This is a genomic window from Ilumatobacteraceae bacterium, assembly GCA_033344875.1.
Taxonomy (GTDB): Bacteria; Actinomycetota; Acidimicrobiia; order Acidimicrobiales; family Ilumatobacteraceae; genus Ilumatobacter.
On sequence record JAWPMO010000001.1, the window covers coordinates 4,150,068 to 4,163,902 of the forward strand.

Below are 13,835 nucleotides of genomic sequence, written 5' to 3' on the forward strand. Positions count from 1 at the left end.
GGTCAGCTCGGCTGCTTGGTGACCCGCAGGTACGGCTTCTGCTCGTCCCAGCCGTCGGGGAACAGTTCCTTCGCCTCTTCGTTCGAGAGCGCGGGGACGATGATCACGTTGTCGCCGTTCTTCCAGTTGGCCGGGGTGGCGACCTTCTTCTCGGCGGTGAGCTGCAGCGAGTCGATCACGCGGAGGATCTCGTCGAAGTTGCGCCCGGTCGACGCCGGGTAGGTGAGCGTGAGCTTGACCTTCTTGTCGGCGCCGATCACGAACACGGAGCGCACGGTCAGCGTGTCGTTGGCGTTCGGGTGGATCATGTCGTAGAGGTCGGCGACCTTGCGGTCGGGGTCACCGATCATCGGGAAGTTGACGGCGGTGCCCTGCGTCTCCTCGATGTCGCCTTCCCATCGCTCGTGCGAGTCGACGGGGTCGACCGAGAGGCCGATCACCTTGACGTTGCGCTTGTCGAACTCGGGCTTGATGCGGGCGACGTAGCCGAGCTCGGTCGTGCACACCGGGGTGAAGTCCTTGGGGTGGCTGAACAGCACACCCCACGAGTCGCCGAGCCACTCGTGGAAGCTGATCTCGCCCTGGGTGGTCGGGGCGGTGAAGTCGGGTGCGGTGTCGCCCAATCGGATGGCCATGTCGTTCTCCCTGTCGATCGTTGTGTTGCGGTTGGTCGCGCGTTGCGCGCCGTCCACTGTAACCACGCAATACCCGACATAGTCACTCGGGTTTTGAGCTCATTGACATGTGACCAATGAGTCACCTATGTTGGGCCTCGATGGACGACGTGTTCAAAGCGCTTGCGGACGAAGGACGGCGAGCGCTGCTCGACGCCCTCCGCGAGCGCGATGGGCAGTCGCTGGGCGAGTTGTGCGAGGTGTTGCCCGACATGACCCGGTTCGGCGTGATGAAGCACCTGCGGGTGCTCGAAGACGCCCATCTCGTGCTGGTCGAGCGTTCCGGTCGATCCAAGCACCACCACCTCAACCCCGTCCCCATTCGCGAGGTCCACGACCGGTGGATCGCCCCCTATCGCCAGCCCGTGGTCGCCGGGCTGCTCGCCCTGCGCGACCGAGCCGAAGGAGCATGACGATGGCCGCAACGGCACACCTCTACGAGATCTTCATCCGGGCCCCGCGTGAGCGGGTGTGGCAAGCCCTGACCGACCCGGACGACACGGTGCGCTACTTCCACGGCACACGGTTCGAGTCGACGTTCGAGCCGGGCGCACCGTTCCGCAACCTGATCGTCGACGGCGAGGCGCTGGCGGTCGACGGTGTCGTCGAGACGTTCGAACCGCCCCATCGGCTCGTCATCACCTGGCACGTGAACTACGACGCGGAGATGGCGGCCGAACCGCCGGGGCGCGTCGAGTGGACGCTGACGCCGGCCAACGACGACGGCTCGGTCACCCGGGTCACCCTCCGGCACGCCGACCTCGCGCTCAGCCCGAAGACGTGGGCGCACGTGAAGCTCGGGTGGGTCGGTGTGATCGACAGTCTCAAGTCGCTGCTCGAGACCGGTGAAGCGTTGCCCGCCGTCGACGACGCGGACGGTGACGCGAGCGTCGCCGAGATCGAGGGCAACTGGCATCGTGCACAGGCCGTGACCGCCAACAACTCGGTCTGGGAGCTGCTCGACGGGCGCGAGCACGGCGGCGACGACGCCGATGAGTTGCTCCAGCGTGCCTACGCAGCGGCGTACCACTGGAAGCGGGCGACCGGGAGCACCGCCGTCAACATGGCTCGTGCGTCGTGGCTGGTGTCGCGATCGCACGCGGTGCTCGGCCACGGTGAGGTCGCGCTCCACCACGCGGAGCGCAGCGCCGGATTCCTCGAGCGGGCGGGTTCCGCTGCGGCCGATTTTGATCACGGCTACGTACACGAAGCTCGCGCCCGAGCGCTCGCGTGTCTCGGCCGGTTGGACGAGGCGGCCGGCTCGTACCGGCTCGCGGCTGCCACGGACGTAGCCGACGAGCAGGACCGGTCGATCTACCAGGGCGATCTGGCGTCCGAACCGTGGTTCGGGCTCGAGCGCTGAGCGTGGCGCCCGAGCGAGTCAGGCGGTCATCAGGCGTGCGTCACCGAAACCGACACCGAAACGCACACACCAGATGACGACCTCGTCGTAGACATCGAGGTCGACGTCGGCGGGGATCTCGTAGTTCTGGTCGCCGATGTTGCCCGTCAGGTCGCCGAGATCGATGTAGTCCGACACGTCGCCGGTCGAACTGTTGACCAGGTAGACGTTCAGGTCCGGCCCGTTGTCGGTCGCGAAGTTCTCGAACCGCAGGAAACGCTGACCGGTTCCGTTGCCGAGGACGAGTGCGTCTCCGGAGGTCGGGTGCGCATCGCTCTCGAACGTCCCGACGTACTCGGTCACGATCTCCGGGACCGATGCGACGGTGGTCGGTGGTGTCGTTGGTGGTGTCGTTGGCGGTGTCGTCGGCGCAGCGGTGACCTCCGGCGCCGGGGAGCTCGCGGTGGCGGGCGTCTCGCTCGCCGACCCGGTGTCGGGTGCGTCGGTGCTCGGCGGTGGTGTGGTCGTCGGGCTCGAGTCGGCCGCCGGGAGGGCGGCGGCCGGAGCCGCCGACACGGGGGCGGCGTCGAAGACGGGGCCGGCTTCGTCGACCACGTCGTCGACGAACAGCGTGTGGACGCCGAAGAACCCGAATGCGAGCCACGCCAGTCCGGCGACGAGGGCGACGGCGGAGGCACCGACACCGATGGGGTGTTTGCGGATGAACGACATCATGGTCATGGAACCGGCCTGGCCGCCGGAACGTTCCGGAATGTTCCGGTTTGTGGACGTGTTCACGACTCGTTTCGAGATCCGACACATCTCGCCGTCGCTACGGTGGGCTCATGAGCATCGAGGTGCCCCTTGACGAACTGGCCGGCGAGATCGGGCGCCGGGGGTTCTGCTACCTGCTCACGGTGTCGGAAGGCGAGCGGCCGCACCTCCTGGCGCTGCGTCCCGACGTCGTGGGGTCGGGTGCCGACCACGTGCTGCGCTTCGAAGCCGGCGGCGGCCGCGCGTGCCGTAACGCGGCAGAGCGGCCGAACGTGACGCTCGTGTTCCCGCCGATGCCGCATTCCGACGGCATGAGCCTCGTCGTCGACGGCACGGCCGCGGTCGAGGGCCCGACCGTCGAGGTCACGCCCACCTGGGCCGTGCGCCACCGCGCCGCTCCCTGACGGGCCGCGCGGGGTGCCGACCGGCATCGGGGTTCACGTCGGGCGGGGGAAGGCGGCGACGAAACGGGCGCCGCCCAGGTCGCTGGTCTCGACCGAGATCGAACCTCCGGCGGCGGTGACGACGGTGGCGACGACCGCGAGTCCGAGTCCGGCGCCGCCCTCGTCGCGAATCCGTGCCTCGTCGAGTCGGACGAAGCGCTCGAAGATCCGCTCGCGGTCTCGTGGGGCGACGCCGGGGCCGTCGTCGTCGACGGTGAGTTCGACCCGGTCGTGGATCGTGGCGAGCGACACCTTGACCGTGGAGGTGGCGTGGCGTGCGGCGTTGTCGAGCAAGTGGCTGACGGCCCGTGCGAGTTCGTCGGGCCGCCCGCGTACCTGGCCACCGGACACCTGGCGCGTCTCGATCGGGACCCGCCGTGGACGTGCCGCCGCCGTGATCACGATGTCGTCGAGATCGACGATGGCGCCGGGCGGGGCGAGCGTCTCGTCGTGTCGGGCGAGCGCGAGGAGGTCGTCGACGATCGTGCCGAGTCGCTCGGACTCCGCGAGTACCCCGGCCGCGAGATCGCGAGCGTCGCCGTCGTCGGTGTGGGCGAGGACGACTTCGGCCTGCGTGTGGATCGACGCGATCGGCGAACGGAGTTCGTGCGAGGCGTCGGCCACGAACTGTCGGCGTCGACGGTCGTCGTGGTGGAGGCGATCGAGCATGTCGTTCATCTCGGTCGCCAGCGCCGAGATCTCGTCGTTCGAAGCGGGCACGGGCACACGTTCGTGGAGGGTGCCCGTCCGGATCCGTCCCGTCTGGTCGGTGATCGCACGGACGGGACGGAGGGCACGGCCGGCGAGCAGCCAGGTGACGAGCCCGGTGAGCAACATCGCGAACGGGACCGCGATCCAGATCGCGGATCGCAGGCGTTCGACCGTTCGGTCGATCCCGTCGGTCGATGCCGCCACGATGACATCGACGCCGTCGACGTCGCGGGTGCCGAACACGAAGTGGTCGACCGTGCGCTGTGGCCGACCGAGCCGATCCGTGCCGTCGGCCCCGGGTGGGTCGAGCACGTTGCGTTGTAGGTCGCGCAGGAAGTCGTCGGAGAACAGTTCGTCGCCGATCGACTCGAGGTCGCCGAACTCGCCGAAGTCGCCGAGGTCGCCGAGGTCGAGCAGCGGGCCGAGGTCGGCGTCGAAGCGGTCTTGCAGATCGGTGAGGAAGTCGTCGAGCGAGGTGCCGCCGTCGGCGAAGATGTCGTACGGCGAGCCGAACACCGAGGTCGGGTTGAGCACGTCGGCGAGCTGTTGCAGGCGGGCGCCGGTGATGACGGGGCCGTCGGTGCTCGCCGCAGTGCCGTTGTCGACCCGGACCCGTCCATCGGCGTCGACCTGGCCGACGACGCCGGTGACCGGGACGACGACCAGGGACCCGTCGGCGCGGAACGACCGGAGGCGGTCGAGGGCGCCGACGTCGTCGAGGGACGCGGCGAGATCGGCGATGTCGGGTCCAAAAAGCGTCGTCAGCTGTGGCGACCCGAGCTCGTCACCGGTCGAGGTGGTCACGACCACGCGGCTCTCGAGCGTCGCGACCTCGGCCGGGACCTCGGCGTCGAGCCGATCGTCGATGAGTGCCCGCTCGACCGACCGCGGTGCGAGGAGGGCGGCCGCCACCGCGACGGCACCGACGACGAGCATCGCGGCGACGGTGAGCCGGCCACGGACCGACCCGATCATGTGACGGTTCCCGTGAGCTGGTACCCGACGTTGCGGACCGTGCGGACGGCGGACCGTCCCAACTTGCGGCGGAGGTAGCCGATGTAGACCTCGGCGATGTTGGGGTCCCCTTCGAAGTCGAATCCCCACACGCTGTCGACGAGCGACTGCTTCGCCACGACGTCGGGGGCCCGCCGTGCGAGGTACTCGAGGACTGCGAACTCGCGGGGTGTGAAATCGATGCGGCGCCCGTCGGCGAGACGGCAGGCGAGCTGCCGTGGATCGATTCTCAGGTCGCCGACCACCAGGTCGTCGCCGCCACCGGCTCCACCCCGGCGGAGGAGTGCGCGCAGACGCGCGATCAGCACGACCAGCGAGAACGGTTTCCGGAGATAGTCGTCGGCGCCGAGGTCGAGTGCCTCGGCCTCGTCGTACTCGCCGACCTTGGCCGTGAGCATCAGGATCGGGGTCGTGTTGCCGTCGGCCCGGAGGTCGCGACAGACCTCGTAGCCGTTCTTGCCCGGGAGCATGATGTCGAGGATGATTGCGTCGTAGTCGACTTCGGTGGCCTGCCATGCCGCGTCGAGTCCGTCGTGGACGACGTCGGTGTCGAACCCCTCTGCGTGGAGCGCGCGGGCGACCGAGCGGGCGAGCCGTACCTCGTCGTCGACCACCAGGATGCGCACCTCCACAGTCTGCCGGGTGTGACGAACGGCGCTCGACGGTGCTCCGGCCGCGCACTCAGCTTCGCCTCAGGAGCGTTCGGCATGATGGGCGCATGAATCCGTTCGATCTGCCACCATCCGGTGATCCCGTCTCCGTCGACGGGCCGCATGCGCCCGAGCGGTCGCGGCGTGGACGGACGGCGCTCGTCGCCGTCGTGACCCTCGGTCTCGTCGGCGCCGGCGTCGCCGGCGTGAGTCAGTTCGCGTCGGCCGACCGGCCCGATCTGGCCGCAGCGGCCCAGGACGAACCCGACGACACGATCGCGCCGCCCGATGACCCGGTCGAGGATCCGACGGGTGAACCGGCCGACGACGGTTCGGGTGACGATCCGGCCGAACCGTCGGGATCGACGGACGGCGAGATCGTGATCGACGTCGGCGACGGCGAGCCCGTCGTCATCGACCTCGGTGAACTCGGCACCGACCGGATCACCGATCTGACCGAGTGTGCCGGGTTGCCCTCGTTCGACCCGGATTCCCCGTTCGGGGAGTTCGGTCCGGGCGACTTCCCGCTCGATCTGGGTCGGCTCTTCGATGACCTGCCGCTCGATGCCCTCGACGATCTGGAGGGGGACTGGCTGGAGCAGGACTGGCCGACCGACCTCGGCGGCTTCGACCTCGACGGAGGAAGCGTCACGATCGTCGGACCCGACGGCGTGTCGGTCGTCGACCTCGGCGACAACGGATCCGTCACCGTCACGTCGGACGACGGCGAGGTGACGATTTCGACCGAGGGTGATGCGCAGGTCGACGATCTCGATGATCTGTTCGGTGAGTTCGGCCGGATCTTCGAGCAGGGCTCAGGACGGTTCGGCGAACTCTTCGACGACGAGCAGTTCGATGAGCTCTTCGATGACGACTTCTTCCAGCACTTCGACGACGACGTCTTCGACGGCTGGCCCCGCCTCGAATCGCTCGACGTCGAGGCGATCGAGTCGTGCATCGACGAGGTACTCGGCAACTGAGCTGCTGGGCAGCTCCCTCGGGGAGCGGTCTTCCACGGGCTCGACGCCGACACGGGGGAACACCACCGCCCGACCGCCGGATATCGTGGCCACCGGTCGCGTCCGGCGCGATCGATGCCCCAGTAGCTCAGTGGATAGAGCATCGGTTTCCTAAACCGTGCGTCGCAGGTTCGATCCCTGCCTGGGGCGCTGTAAAACACCTGGTAGATGGCGGTGTGCATCGAGCGCCGAACGGCCACTACCCCTCGTGGTAACGCCGTGGTAACGTGATTTCGTGGCCAGCGGGACGATCTACCGCCGTGAGACGCCGTCGGGGGCGTCGTCGTGGGTCGCCCACGCCACCTGGCAGGAGGGCGGCAAGCGGCGCCAATCCAAGCGCTCCTTCCGCACGAAGAAGGAGGCGCAGGCCGCGCTCACCGAGCTGCTCGCCGCCCACCAGACGGGGACGTTCGTCGCGCCGAGCAGGATGCCGTTGCGCGACTTCGTCGAACCGTGGCTCGCGGCGCTCGAGAACCAAGGGCGCAAGCCGACGACGCTGCGCGGCTACCGCAGGTCGCTCGATGCGTACGTGCTGCCGCGACTTGGCGACGTCGCGCTGCAGGAGTTGCGTGCGTCCGACCTCGACGCGCTGTACGCAGAACTGCTCCGCTCGGGTGGCCGGCGTGGTCAGGGCCTGTCGATGACGACAGTGCACCACGTGCACGCGGCGATGAACAAGATGCTGCACGACGCCGAGCGCAAGGGGCTCGTGATCCGCAACGTCGCCAAGCTCGCCAACGCACCGACGTTGACGACGGCGCGGGCGAAGGGGCCCGAGATGCGGGTGTGGTTGCCCGACGAGCTGGCGAGGTTCCTCGCCTCGATCGAAGGCAACCGCAACGAGATGCTGTTCCGGTTGATGGCGATGACCGGGATCCGCCGTGGCGAGGTCGTCGCGCTGCGATGGTCCGACGTCGAGCTGTCGGGTCATCGGTTGACGGTGAACCAGGCGGCCACCGTGATCGACGGCGATGAGGTGGTCGCCGTGCCCAAGACCCGTCGAAGCCGCCGCGTGATCGATCTCGATCCCGACACGGTGTCGATGCTGCAGCGGCATCGTGCACGCCAGCGGGAACAGTTCCTCATGCTCGGTGTCTCGGCGACGGCGAGCGACCGCGTGTTCACGAACGAGATCGGCGAGCCGTTACGTCCCAACTCTGTCGGCCAGGCGTTCCGTCGGCTCGTCGACGCAGTGGACCTCTCGGTGATCAGGCTCCACGACCTGCGCCACACGCATGCCACGCATCTCTTGATGGCGGGCGTCAACGTGAAGGTCGTCAGCGAGCGCCTCGGTCACTCCTCGGTCAGCTTCACCCTCGACACCTACGGCCACGTCATGCCCGGCCAACAAGCCGAAGCAGCCGCAGCCGCCGCGGCGCTGATCAATCGACCATCGTGACAGCACGTCACATCTACAATCGACGAGTCGATCCGTCCCGACGGTTGTTGGTCGCCAACTCGTGAGCGAGGTTCGGCCCGGGTGAGACACGTTGACCCTCCACTTCCATCCGGACATACTGGACGGAGCCCGAGTCAGTAGACGAGGGAAGTGAGCCCGGCGTTCTCCCCCGTATGAGGAGCCGCCGGGCTTTGCGCTTCAGGTGGCCGCGAGATCGATGTCGACGAGGAGGCCCGACCAGTGACGGCGAATCGCGTTGACATCACGGCTGACCACAACAGCGAGGATGATGCCGGATTCGTGTGGACGTTCCTCGCGAAGCCGAGGACCTGGAGGCCATCTGGCCGGGCGAGGTGGTCGTTGCCGGGTCCCCGCTGGCGCCGGCGGTCTGCGAGGTCGTCAACCTGGTCGAGAAGCCGGTTGGCATGGTGGTCCATCTTCGGGTGCTCCGAACCTCTGTCGAGCGCTACGGCTGACGTCGGTCCCGACGATCGCCCACCAAACGCAGAGGCCCGCCGAAGCGGGCCTCGCGCCCAGCCACCGAAGCGACTGGGGGAATAGCTGACAAGGTAACCGCTCGTCTTGACCGTAGGAACGTCGGATTGGGTCGTCTGGGGGCTTGCGGTTGTCAGACGGGCGGAGCGACGAGTTCGAACGCCGCGATGTTGGCCGGACGGACCACGGTGAAGTGTGTTCGGTCGACCGTCGCGACACGGACGGCTTTCAGCCGTTCAGCGATCGCGACGAGGCTCGCATCGGTGCCACCGAGTGGGAGATCTCGGTACTGATCGACGAGCTCTCGTATGCGTCGCCAGTCGTCGGCGGTCAGGGACTCGATCCTCAGGCCGCCGTCGAGAATGGAGTCATACAGCGCAACTTCGGCGTCCGGGCCGAGTTTGCGGTCGAGGAGGTAGGCGGCTTCTGCGATCACCATCGGGGTGGTGATGAACGGCCCCGGATCCGTGTTGAGGAGGTCGCGGTACTGCGCGTGGTGTCGATCGTCGCGATCTGCTGCTGCGACCAGAGGGCCGGTGTCGACGATCAGCACTCGTCAGCTTTGGCCAAAGCCGTCGGCGAGGAGTTCATCGATCTGATGACTGATTCCGTCGCCGCTTGCGCCGATCCCGACGAACGCGAGCTTCGGCTGTTCGCTCGGAGCGTCGAGGACGTGACCGCGGAGGAGCTCGGTTGCGAGTTCGTCCGCCGTCGTCCCGCGAGCAGCAGCGGCGGCTGCGAGCTTCCGAGCGAGCTCGTCAGGCACGTGAAGCGTGGACGACATGGTTCGAAGTATACGCGGCCCGTTCGTGGCCTTGTCGATCGCTGGTCGTCGAGCACTCTTGGCGTTACGAGGTGGCGAGCAGCTTCTCCATGGCTTGAGCCTGCGACTACAGGCCGATGTCGAGTCCGGGTGGTTCGGGTCGTGGCGGGTGGTGGATGGTCGGCTGCACGGTGGGCGCCGGTTGCCGTGGGGCGAGGTCGTTCTGGTGGATCCATGTGGTGAGGGGTTCGGCGAGGGCTCGGTGGTGGCCGCCGGTTTGGTGGAGGTGGTGGGCGGCGTTGACGAGAGCGGCCGGTGGCGGGGTGTGGCCGGTGGCCCAGGCGTGCCAGGTGTCGAGGGCGTCGAGGCGTTGCTCTGCGGTAGCGAGTCGGTTCTCGTAGCGGTCGAGGGTGCGGGTGAGTTGCCGGTCGATCTTGAGCTGCTGCTGTAGCCGGTGGTGTTCCTGTCGGAGCTGATCGCGTTGGTCGAGCAATGGCCGTGCGCGGCGGGTGAGTTCGTCGAGCGCGGTGCGGGCGGTGGCGGCGTCGTCGTTGGCCTCAGCGAGGTCGCGGCGTGCGATCCTGCGGTGGAGCCGTCCTGTGTTGGCGAGTTCTCGTTCGGCGTCGCGTCGGCGTTGTTCGGCGTGGTGGAGGTCGGTCGTGGTGCGGGCGATCGCGTGGTCGTGTGGTGCGCAGCGGGGTTCGAGGTCGGTGAGTCGTCGGCCGAGCTGGTCGATGCGCTCCCGGAGCTCCGCATCACGTTGCTGTTCGGCAGTGTGCGCAGTGGTGGCGTCGGCGAGTTCGGTTCGGGCGGTCCGGTGGAGGTGGGTGAACCAGTCGGGGATCTCGCATCTTGGCTGCAGCGAAGTCGTCGGAACAGCGGCGGCGAGTTCTTGTCGGGTTCGGGTGGCGGGGTGGTCGGCGCGGTCGGTGGCGAGGATGTGTTCGAGGACGTCGATGGCGTCGGTGATGTCGTGGGTGTCGGTGACGACGCAGACGAGGTTGGTGGCCCGTCCGCGGGTGATGGCGACGTAGAGGCCGCGGCAGGTGGTGGCGGGTGTGGCGAGTGTGATGGATCCGGTGGCGGTGTCTGATTGGTTGCCGGGTTCGGTGGCGGCGTAGCCGAGTTGGACGTGTTCGGTGACGTAGGTGTGAGGGAGGGTGATGGTGCCGTGTCCGTCGATGCGGGTCACGGTCAGATCGCCGGTCGGGGCGATGTGGTCGATGGTCCAGTAGTCGCGGTTGCGGACGGAGTCGCCGCAGGTGGTGTGGAGGAGGCGTTGGTTGTGTCGGGTGACGATTAGGTCGCCGACGAACAGTCGTCCGTCGCCGTGGTGGATGCCGGCGCCGAGTTGTCCGGTCTCGAGACGGTGAGCTTGCACGGCTTGGTTGATGGCGTCGACGTGTTCGTTCGTGGTCGTCGTGACGGCGATGTGTTCGCCACGAAAACGCGCACTCATCCAGAAGTTGGCGATGTTGTCGCAGTGCTCGGCGAAGGGTGCGGGGTGGATGCGGTCGTGGTCGAGGTAGGGCTGGAGGCCGGTCGGGTCGCCGTGTCGCAGCTTGAGGGATGCGGCGGCTTCCCAGTCGTTGTCGAACCGGTGGATGGTGTCCAACTCGATCGTGCGTCCGGTGGCGCAGAGTTCGGCGAACATCCCGCCACGGCCGACGGCTTGGAGCTGTTGAGGGTCACCGATCAGTGCGAGCCGCCAGTGGTGCTCATCAGTCAGAAGGGTGAGTCGATACAGGTCGCTGGTGGCGAGCATGCCGGCTTCGTCGATCACCACCGTGGTGCCGGGAGCGAGGTCCCAGTCGGGTCGGGGTGGCCGGTCCGGGCGGGTGTGTTCGTAGACGAGCTTGGCGACCGTGTCACAGGCCATCCCCGTCCCGGTTTCGAGGACACGGGCGGCCTTCGCGGTGGGGGCGAACCCGACCACCTGTCGGCCGTGTGTGGTGAGGTCGTCGGCGGCGGTGCGGAGCATGGTGGTCTTGCCTGCCCCGGCCGGGCCGACGACGAGCACCAACCGCTCCGTGCCGGCGACCGTGGATGCGCCTTCGGCTTGCATCAAATCCAACCCGGTCGTGTCGATCGTCGGGGACGGGTCGGAGGGGTCGCTCTGCTGGTCGATCGCCCAGGACATGATGTGTTCTTCTTGGGCCAGGATCATCGCGCTGGTGTGGTGGCGGGCGGACGGTTCGATCCACACCGACCGACCATCGCTACGCCGCCGGCGGGGCTGGCCGGTGGGGTCGAGGTCGATGCAGTCGTCGAGCACCCGATCCGTCGCCCGCTCCAAGAGGGCGGCCCAAGAGCGTCCGTCGATGCCGGGTCGGGGGCGGACGGTGTCGCACAGGGCTTGGGTGACGTCGAGGCGATGCCACGCCGACCGCCCCTCGGCCAGTGCGGCGACGACGTCGCCGACGGCGACCCGTTGCGGATCGACGGATGGTGTCTGGGCGGCCGCTGCGATGCCGGCAGCCAGGGTGTCGGCGGTGACACCGACGGTCGCTGCCTCGCGCCGCCACACCGCACGCAGATCCTCGGCTCCGGTGCCTGACTTGCGGCCGCGGGTGTCGGCGGCGGCTTCACGGCCGAGCGCCCCACGTTCCTTCGGCGTCGGGTCGCGTCCCTCACGATCCCAGAACTCGGCCAGCTTCGCCTCGAACGCGGCGTCGACCTGCGCCGCCCTCTTCGAGAAAACGTTCAACAACTCGGCGGAGACGCCGGCAATGTCGGCTTGACCTTTATCGATGTCGGTCCACGCGACACCGAAGCGGGCAGTGACCTCGGCGCGCAGCACCGACTGATACAAACCACCCAGCGCTCGTTGATAGCCCTTCAGGGTTCTCGCGTCGAGGGCCAGCCAGCGGCCGTCGTCGGTGCACACCTTGGCCGAGATCACGACATGGGTGTGCAGCTGCGGATCATCCAACCGGCTGGTGGTTTGCCGGAACACCGCAGCGGTGAGCCCGTTCGTGTCGGGATGCAAACGGCGACCGTTGGAACGGATGCGGGTCGTGGACCCATACCGTTCGAGATAGTCCACGACAGCTCGCACGGCGACGTCGTGGCATTCGGCGAGACGCTCATCCCCGGTGAGCGCCCACCACACCGACAACGACTTCGGCGCCGAGAACGTCGCGTCGAACCCCGCCACCGCCTTGCGCACTTTGCCGGACTTCTTGATCCGGTCGACGAGCGGATACCCGAGCCGTGTCCTCGAGATCGGGTCGCGGCCCTCCAACAAGGATTCCAGCTGCTCGGTCGTCACCTCACCGGTCAGCCCGAGGAGGTCGGCCTGGTGGCCGGTCCACTGCCCGGGCAGCTCGCCGTCGGCCTGGGTCAGATAGCGGGTGTAGTACTGCGCCGTCGCGGTCGCCGATGACGCGTACAAGGTCGTCACACGCAACATGAGGGACCTCCCCAGAGCGCGCGGGCACCTGTCTGTCCTTCAGGGGTTGTCGATCGGGATGAGGAGGTGTGCATGGTGGGGCTCCGCTTCAATCGGTACGTGGGAGCGGCCGGTCGGCGAGGCGCTGCGGGTGACGGGCAGGGTTGCCGGGTCGGGGCTGGTCGAGATCGATCGACGGGTGGCGCGCTGGGGAGGTGACCTCGCTCAGGGCTGTGATCGCGCAGTGGCCAGGGACGACGCGTGATGCCATGCAGCCTTCGACCGCGGTGTCGATGCCGTAGCGGATCGACCTGGCGTCCGAGCGCACGCCGGCGTGGCAGCGCACGTCGAGGCCGGTCACACACGAGCGCAGCGTCGACGACGTTTCATCGTCTGCGGACGGCCCGGGCGACGACGCGACCAGACTCTCGGACCGCGCCGACGCGAACCAGTGGACCCGGCCAGCCGACGGGCCAGCCGAGCCGGCAACGCTGGTGGTATGTGGCTCAGCGCGCACCGGTCACCTCTGCGGCAGCGAGCGCGACGTCGGCGAGGCCGGCGTCGCACAGCCGAACGACACGACCGGTCATCGCCAGCTCGAGCAGCGCCCACTTCGGGACCCGCAGACAGCCAGCGACTCGGATCACCGGGAGCCCTTCCATCCCGCCGGACGCTTCGTAGCGGGCGGCGAGCTGGTAGGCCAGCGACCGTCCGATCCGCAGCACCTGACCGGCCTCTTCGACCGTCAGCACGACGACATCGGGGATCCCGGGTCCGAACAAGGCGTCCATGGACGTCGACGCTGAACGGTCGACGTCCCGGAATAGGTCCCGGATTACCACCCGACCAAGCAAAGACTTCGCGAAATCACAGACCCGCCGATCCGGGAACCACCCCGATTACCACCCGGATCACCACCGGACGTCCGCCGTGCGGTGGAGGAGTTCCCGAATCACTAACCCGGGCGTCCCCGGCCCGACGCAGGGAGCGCCCGAATCACCACCCGGGCGTTCCCGGCCCGAGTCAGGGAGTTCCCGAACACCCCCGGGCGTTCCCGGCCCGACGCAGGGAGCCCGAATCACCACCCCGGCGTTCCCGAATCGACGCCGGAGCTCCGAGCCTGGCCCAACGTCAACTCAACCGTCATGTCGCCCAACAGA

General features: G+C 68.1%; 15 protein-coding genes and 1 tRNA gene. 7 read left to right on the forward strand and 9 right to left on the reverse strand.

Annotation, left to right across the window (positions count from 1 at the left end; translation table 11 throughout):
* Positions 1–2: 2 nt before the first annotated feature.
* Positions 3–635, reverse strand: coding sequence for a peroxiredoxin (locus tag R8G01_19750; protein ID MDW3216237.1), 633 nt, complete (start codon positions 633–635; stop codon positions 3–5).
* Positions 636–775: 140 nt separating this feature from the next.
* Here R8G01_19750 and R8G01_19755 point away from each other — a divergent pair, with 140 nt between their 5' ends.
* Together R8G01_19755 and R8G01_19760 are read left to right on the forward strand one after the other, a co-directional pair.
* Positions 776–1,087 carry a helix-turn-helix domain-containing protein gene (locus R8G01_19755; GenBank protein MDW3216238.1) on the forward strand — a complete coding sequence of 104 codons (312 nt, stop codon included), beginning with the start codon at positions 776–778 and terminating at the stop codon, positions 1,085–1,087.
* A gap of 2 nt (positions 1,088–1,089) precedes the next feature.
* Positions 1,090–2,037, forward strand: coding sequence for an SRPBCC family protein (locus R8G01_19760; protein MDW3216239.1), 948 nt, complete (start codon positions 1,090–1,092; stop codon positions 2,035–2,037).
* An 18-nt stretch (positions 2,038–2,055) separates the two neighbouring features.
* Here the strand turns inward: R8G01_19760 and R8G01_19765 are convergent, their stop codons facing one another.
* On the reverse strand, positions 2,056–2,757 hold the full coding sequence (locus R8G01_19765) for a DM13 domain-containing protein (GenBank protein MDW3216240.1): 702 nt from the start codon (positions 2,755–2,757) through the stop codon (positions 2,056–2,058).
* Between the two features lie 104 nt (positions 2,758–2,861).
* On the opposite strand from R8G01_19765, the gene R8G01_19770 reads away from it, so the two are divergent.
* A complete protein-coding gene (locus R8G01_19770; GenBank protein ID MDW3216241.1) occupies positions 2,862–3,194 on the forward strand; it encodes a pyridoxamine 5'-phosphate oxidase family protein in 333 nt (110 codons plus the stop codon).
* 33 nt (positions 3,195–3,227) lie between these two features.
* On the opposite strand, the gene R8G01_19775 is transcribed toward R8G01_19770, so the two are convergent.
* Together R8G01_19775 and R8G01_19780 are read right to left on the reverse strand one after the other, a co-directional pair.
* A complete protein-coding gene (locus R8G01_19775) occupies positions 3,228–4,919 on the reverse strand; it encodes an ATP-binding protein (GenBank protein ID MDW3216242.1) in 1,692 nt (563 codons plus the stop codon).
* The gene (locus tag R8G01_19780) at positions 4,916–5,584 is read right to left on the reverse strand and encodes a response regulator transcription factor (GenBank protein ID MDW3216243.1); all 669 of its coding nucleotides are present in this window, start codon (positions 5,582–5,584) and stop codon (positions 4,916–4,918) included. Before R8G01_19780 ends, R8G01_19775 begins: the two co-directional genes overlap by 4 nt.
* 92 nt (positions 5,585–5,676) lie before the next feature.
* Between R8G01_19780 and R8G01_19785 the strand changes: the two genes are divergently transcribed.
* The 4 genes from R8G01_19785 to R8G01_19800 all read left to right on the forward strand — a co-directional run bounded on the left by R8G01_19785 (position 5,677) and on the right by R8G01_19800 (position 8,502).
* The gene (locus R8G01_19785; protein MDW3216244.1) at positions 5,677–6,588 is read left to right on the forward strand and encodes a hypothetical protein; all 912 of its coding nucleotides are present in this window, start codon (positions 5,677–5,679) and stop codon (positions 6,586–6,588) included.
* Between the two features lie 116 nt (positions 6,589–6,704).
* Positions 6,705–6,777: transfer RNA gene (locus tag R8G01_19790), tRNA-Arg, on the forward strand.
* 85 nt (positions 6,778–6,862) lie between these two features.
* The gene (locus R8G01_19795) at positions 6,863–8,026 is read left to right on the forward strand and encodes a tyrosine-type recombinase/integrase (GenBank protein ID MDW3216245.1); all 1,164 of its coding nucleotides are present in this window, start codon (positions 6,863–6,865) and stop codon (positions 8,024–8,026) included.
* A 302-nt stretch (positions 8,027–8,328) separates the two neighbouring features.
* On the forward strand, positions 8,329–8,502 hold the full coding sequence (locus tag R8G01_19800; GenBank protein ID MDW3216246.1) for a hypothetical protein: 174 nt from the start codon (positions 8,329–8,331) through the stop codon (positions 8,500–8,502).
* Between the two features lie 152 nt (positions 8,503–8,654).
* On the opposite strand, the gene R8G01_19805 is transcribed toward R8G01_19800, so the two are convergent.
* The 5 genes from R8G01_19805 to R8G01_19825 all read right to left on the reverse strand — a co-directional run bounded on the left by R8G01_19805 (position 8,655) and on the right by R8G01_19825 (position 13,466).
* On the reverse strand, positions 8,655–9,074 hold the full coding sequence (locus R8G01_19805; GenBank protein MDW3216247.1) for a PIN domain-containing protein: 420 nt from the start codon (positions 9,072–9,074) through the stop codon (positions 8,655–8,657).
* Positions 9,075–9,077: 3 nt separating this feature from the next.
* Positions 9,078–9,305, reverse strand: coding sequence for a hypothetical protein (locus tag R8G01_19810; protein MDW3216248.1), 228 nt, complete (start codon positions 9,303–9,305; stop codon positions 9,078–9,080).
* A 106-nt stretch (positions 9,306–9,411) separates the two neighbouring features.
* Complete coding sequence (gene mobF / locus R8G01_19815; GenBank protein ID MDW3216249.1) at positions 9,412–12,696, reverse strand: MobF family relaxase; 3,285 nt, start codon at positions 12,694–12,696, stop codon at positions 9,412–9,414.
* 88 nt (positions 12,697–12,784) lie between these two features.
* Complete coding sequence (locus R8G01_19820) at positions 12,785–13,036, reverse strand: hypothetical protein (GenBank protein MDW3216250.1); 252 nt, start codon at positions 13,034–13,036, stop codon at positions 12,785–12,787.
* A gap of 145 nt (positions 13,037–13,181) precedes the next feature.
* Positions 13,182–13,466: a hypothetical protein gene (locus R8G01_19825; protein MDW3216251.1), complete on the reverse strand. Its 285-nt coding sequence runs from the start codon at positions 13,464–13,466 to the stop codon at positions 13,182–13,184.
* Between the last annotated feature and the right edge of the window lie 369 nt (positions 13,467–13,835).

Excerpts from the sequence above, each read along its gene's own strand:
- R8G01_19765 (MDW3216240.1), bottom strand. The coding sequence starts at position 2,757 with ATGACCATGATGTCGTTCATCCGCAAACACCCCATCGGTGTCGGTGCC.
- R8G01_19755 (MDW3216238.1), top strand. The coding sequence starts at position 776 with ATGGACGACGTGTTCAAAGCGCTTGCGGACGAAGGACGGCGAGCGCTG.
- R8G01_19810 (MDW3216248.1), bottom strand. The coding sequence starts at position 9,305 with ATGTCGTCCACGCTTCACGTGCCTGACGAGCTCGCTCGGAAGCTCGCA.
- mobF (MDW3216249.1), bottom strand. The coding sequence starts at position 12,696 with ATGTTGCGTGTGACGACCTTGTACGCGTCATCGGCGACCGCGACGGCG.
- R8G01_19825 (MDW3216251.1), bottom strand. The coding sequence starts at position 13,466 with ATGGACGCCTTGTTCGGACCCGGGATCCCCGATGTCGTCGTGCTGACG.
- R8G01_19775 (MDW3216242.1), bottom strand. The coding sequence starts at position 4,919 with ATGATCGGGTCGGTCCGTGGCCGGCTCACCGTCGCCGCGATGCTCGTC.
- R8G01_19760 (MDW3216239.1), top strand. The coding sequence starts at position 1,090 with ATGGCCGCAACGGCACACCTCTACGAGATCTTCATCCGGGCCCCGCGT.
- R8G01_19785 (MDW3216244.1), top strand. The coding sequence starts at position 5,677 with ATGAATCCGTTCGATCTGCCACCATCCGGTGATCCCGTCTCCGTCGAC.
- R8G01_19750 (MDW3216237.1), bottom strand. The coding sequence starts at position 635 with ATGGCCATCCGATTGGGCGACACCGCACCCGACTTCACCGCCCCGACC.
- R8G01_19770 (MDW3216241.1), top strand. The coding sequence starts at position 2,862 with ATGAGCATCGAGGTGCCCCTTGACGAACTGGCCGGCGAGATCGGGCGC.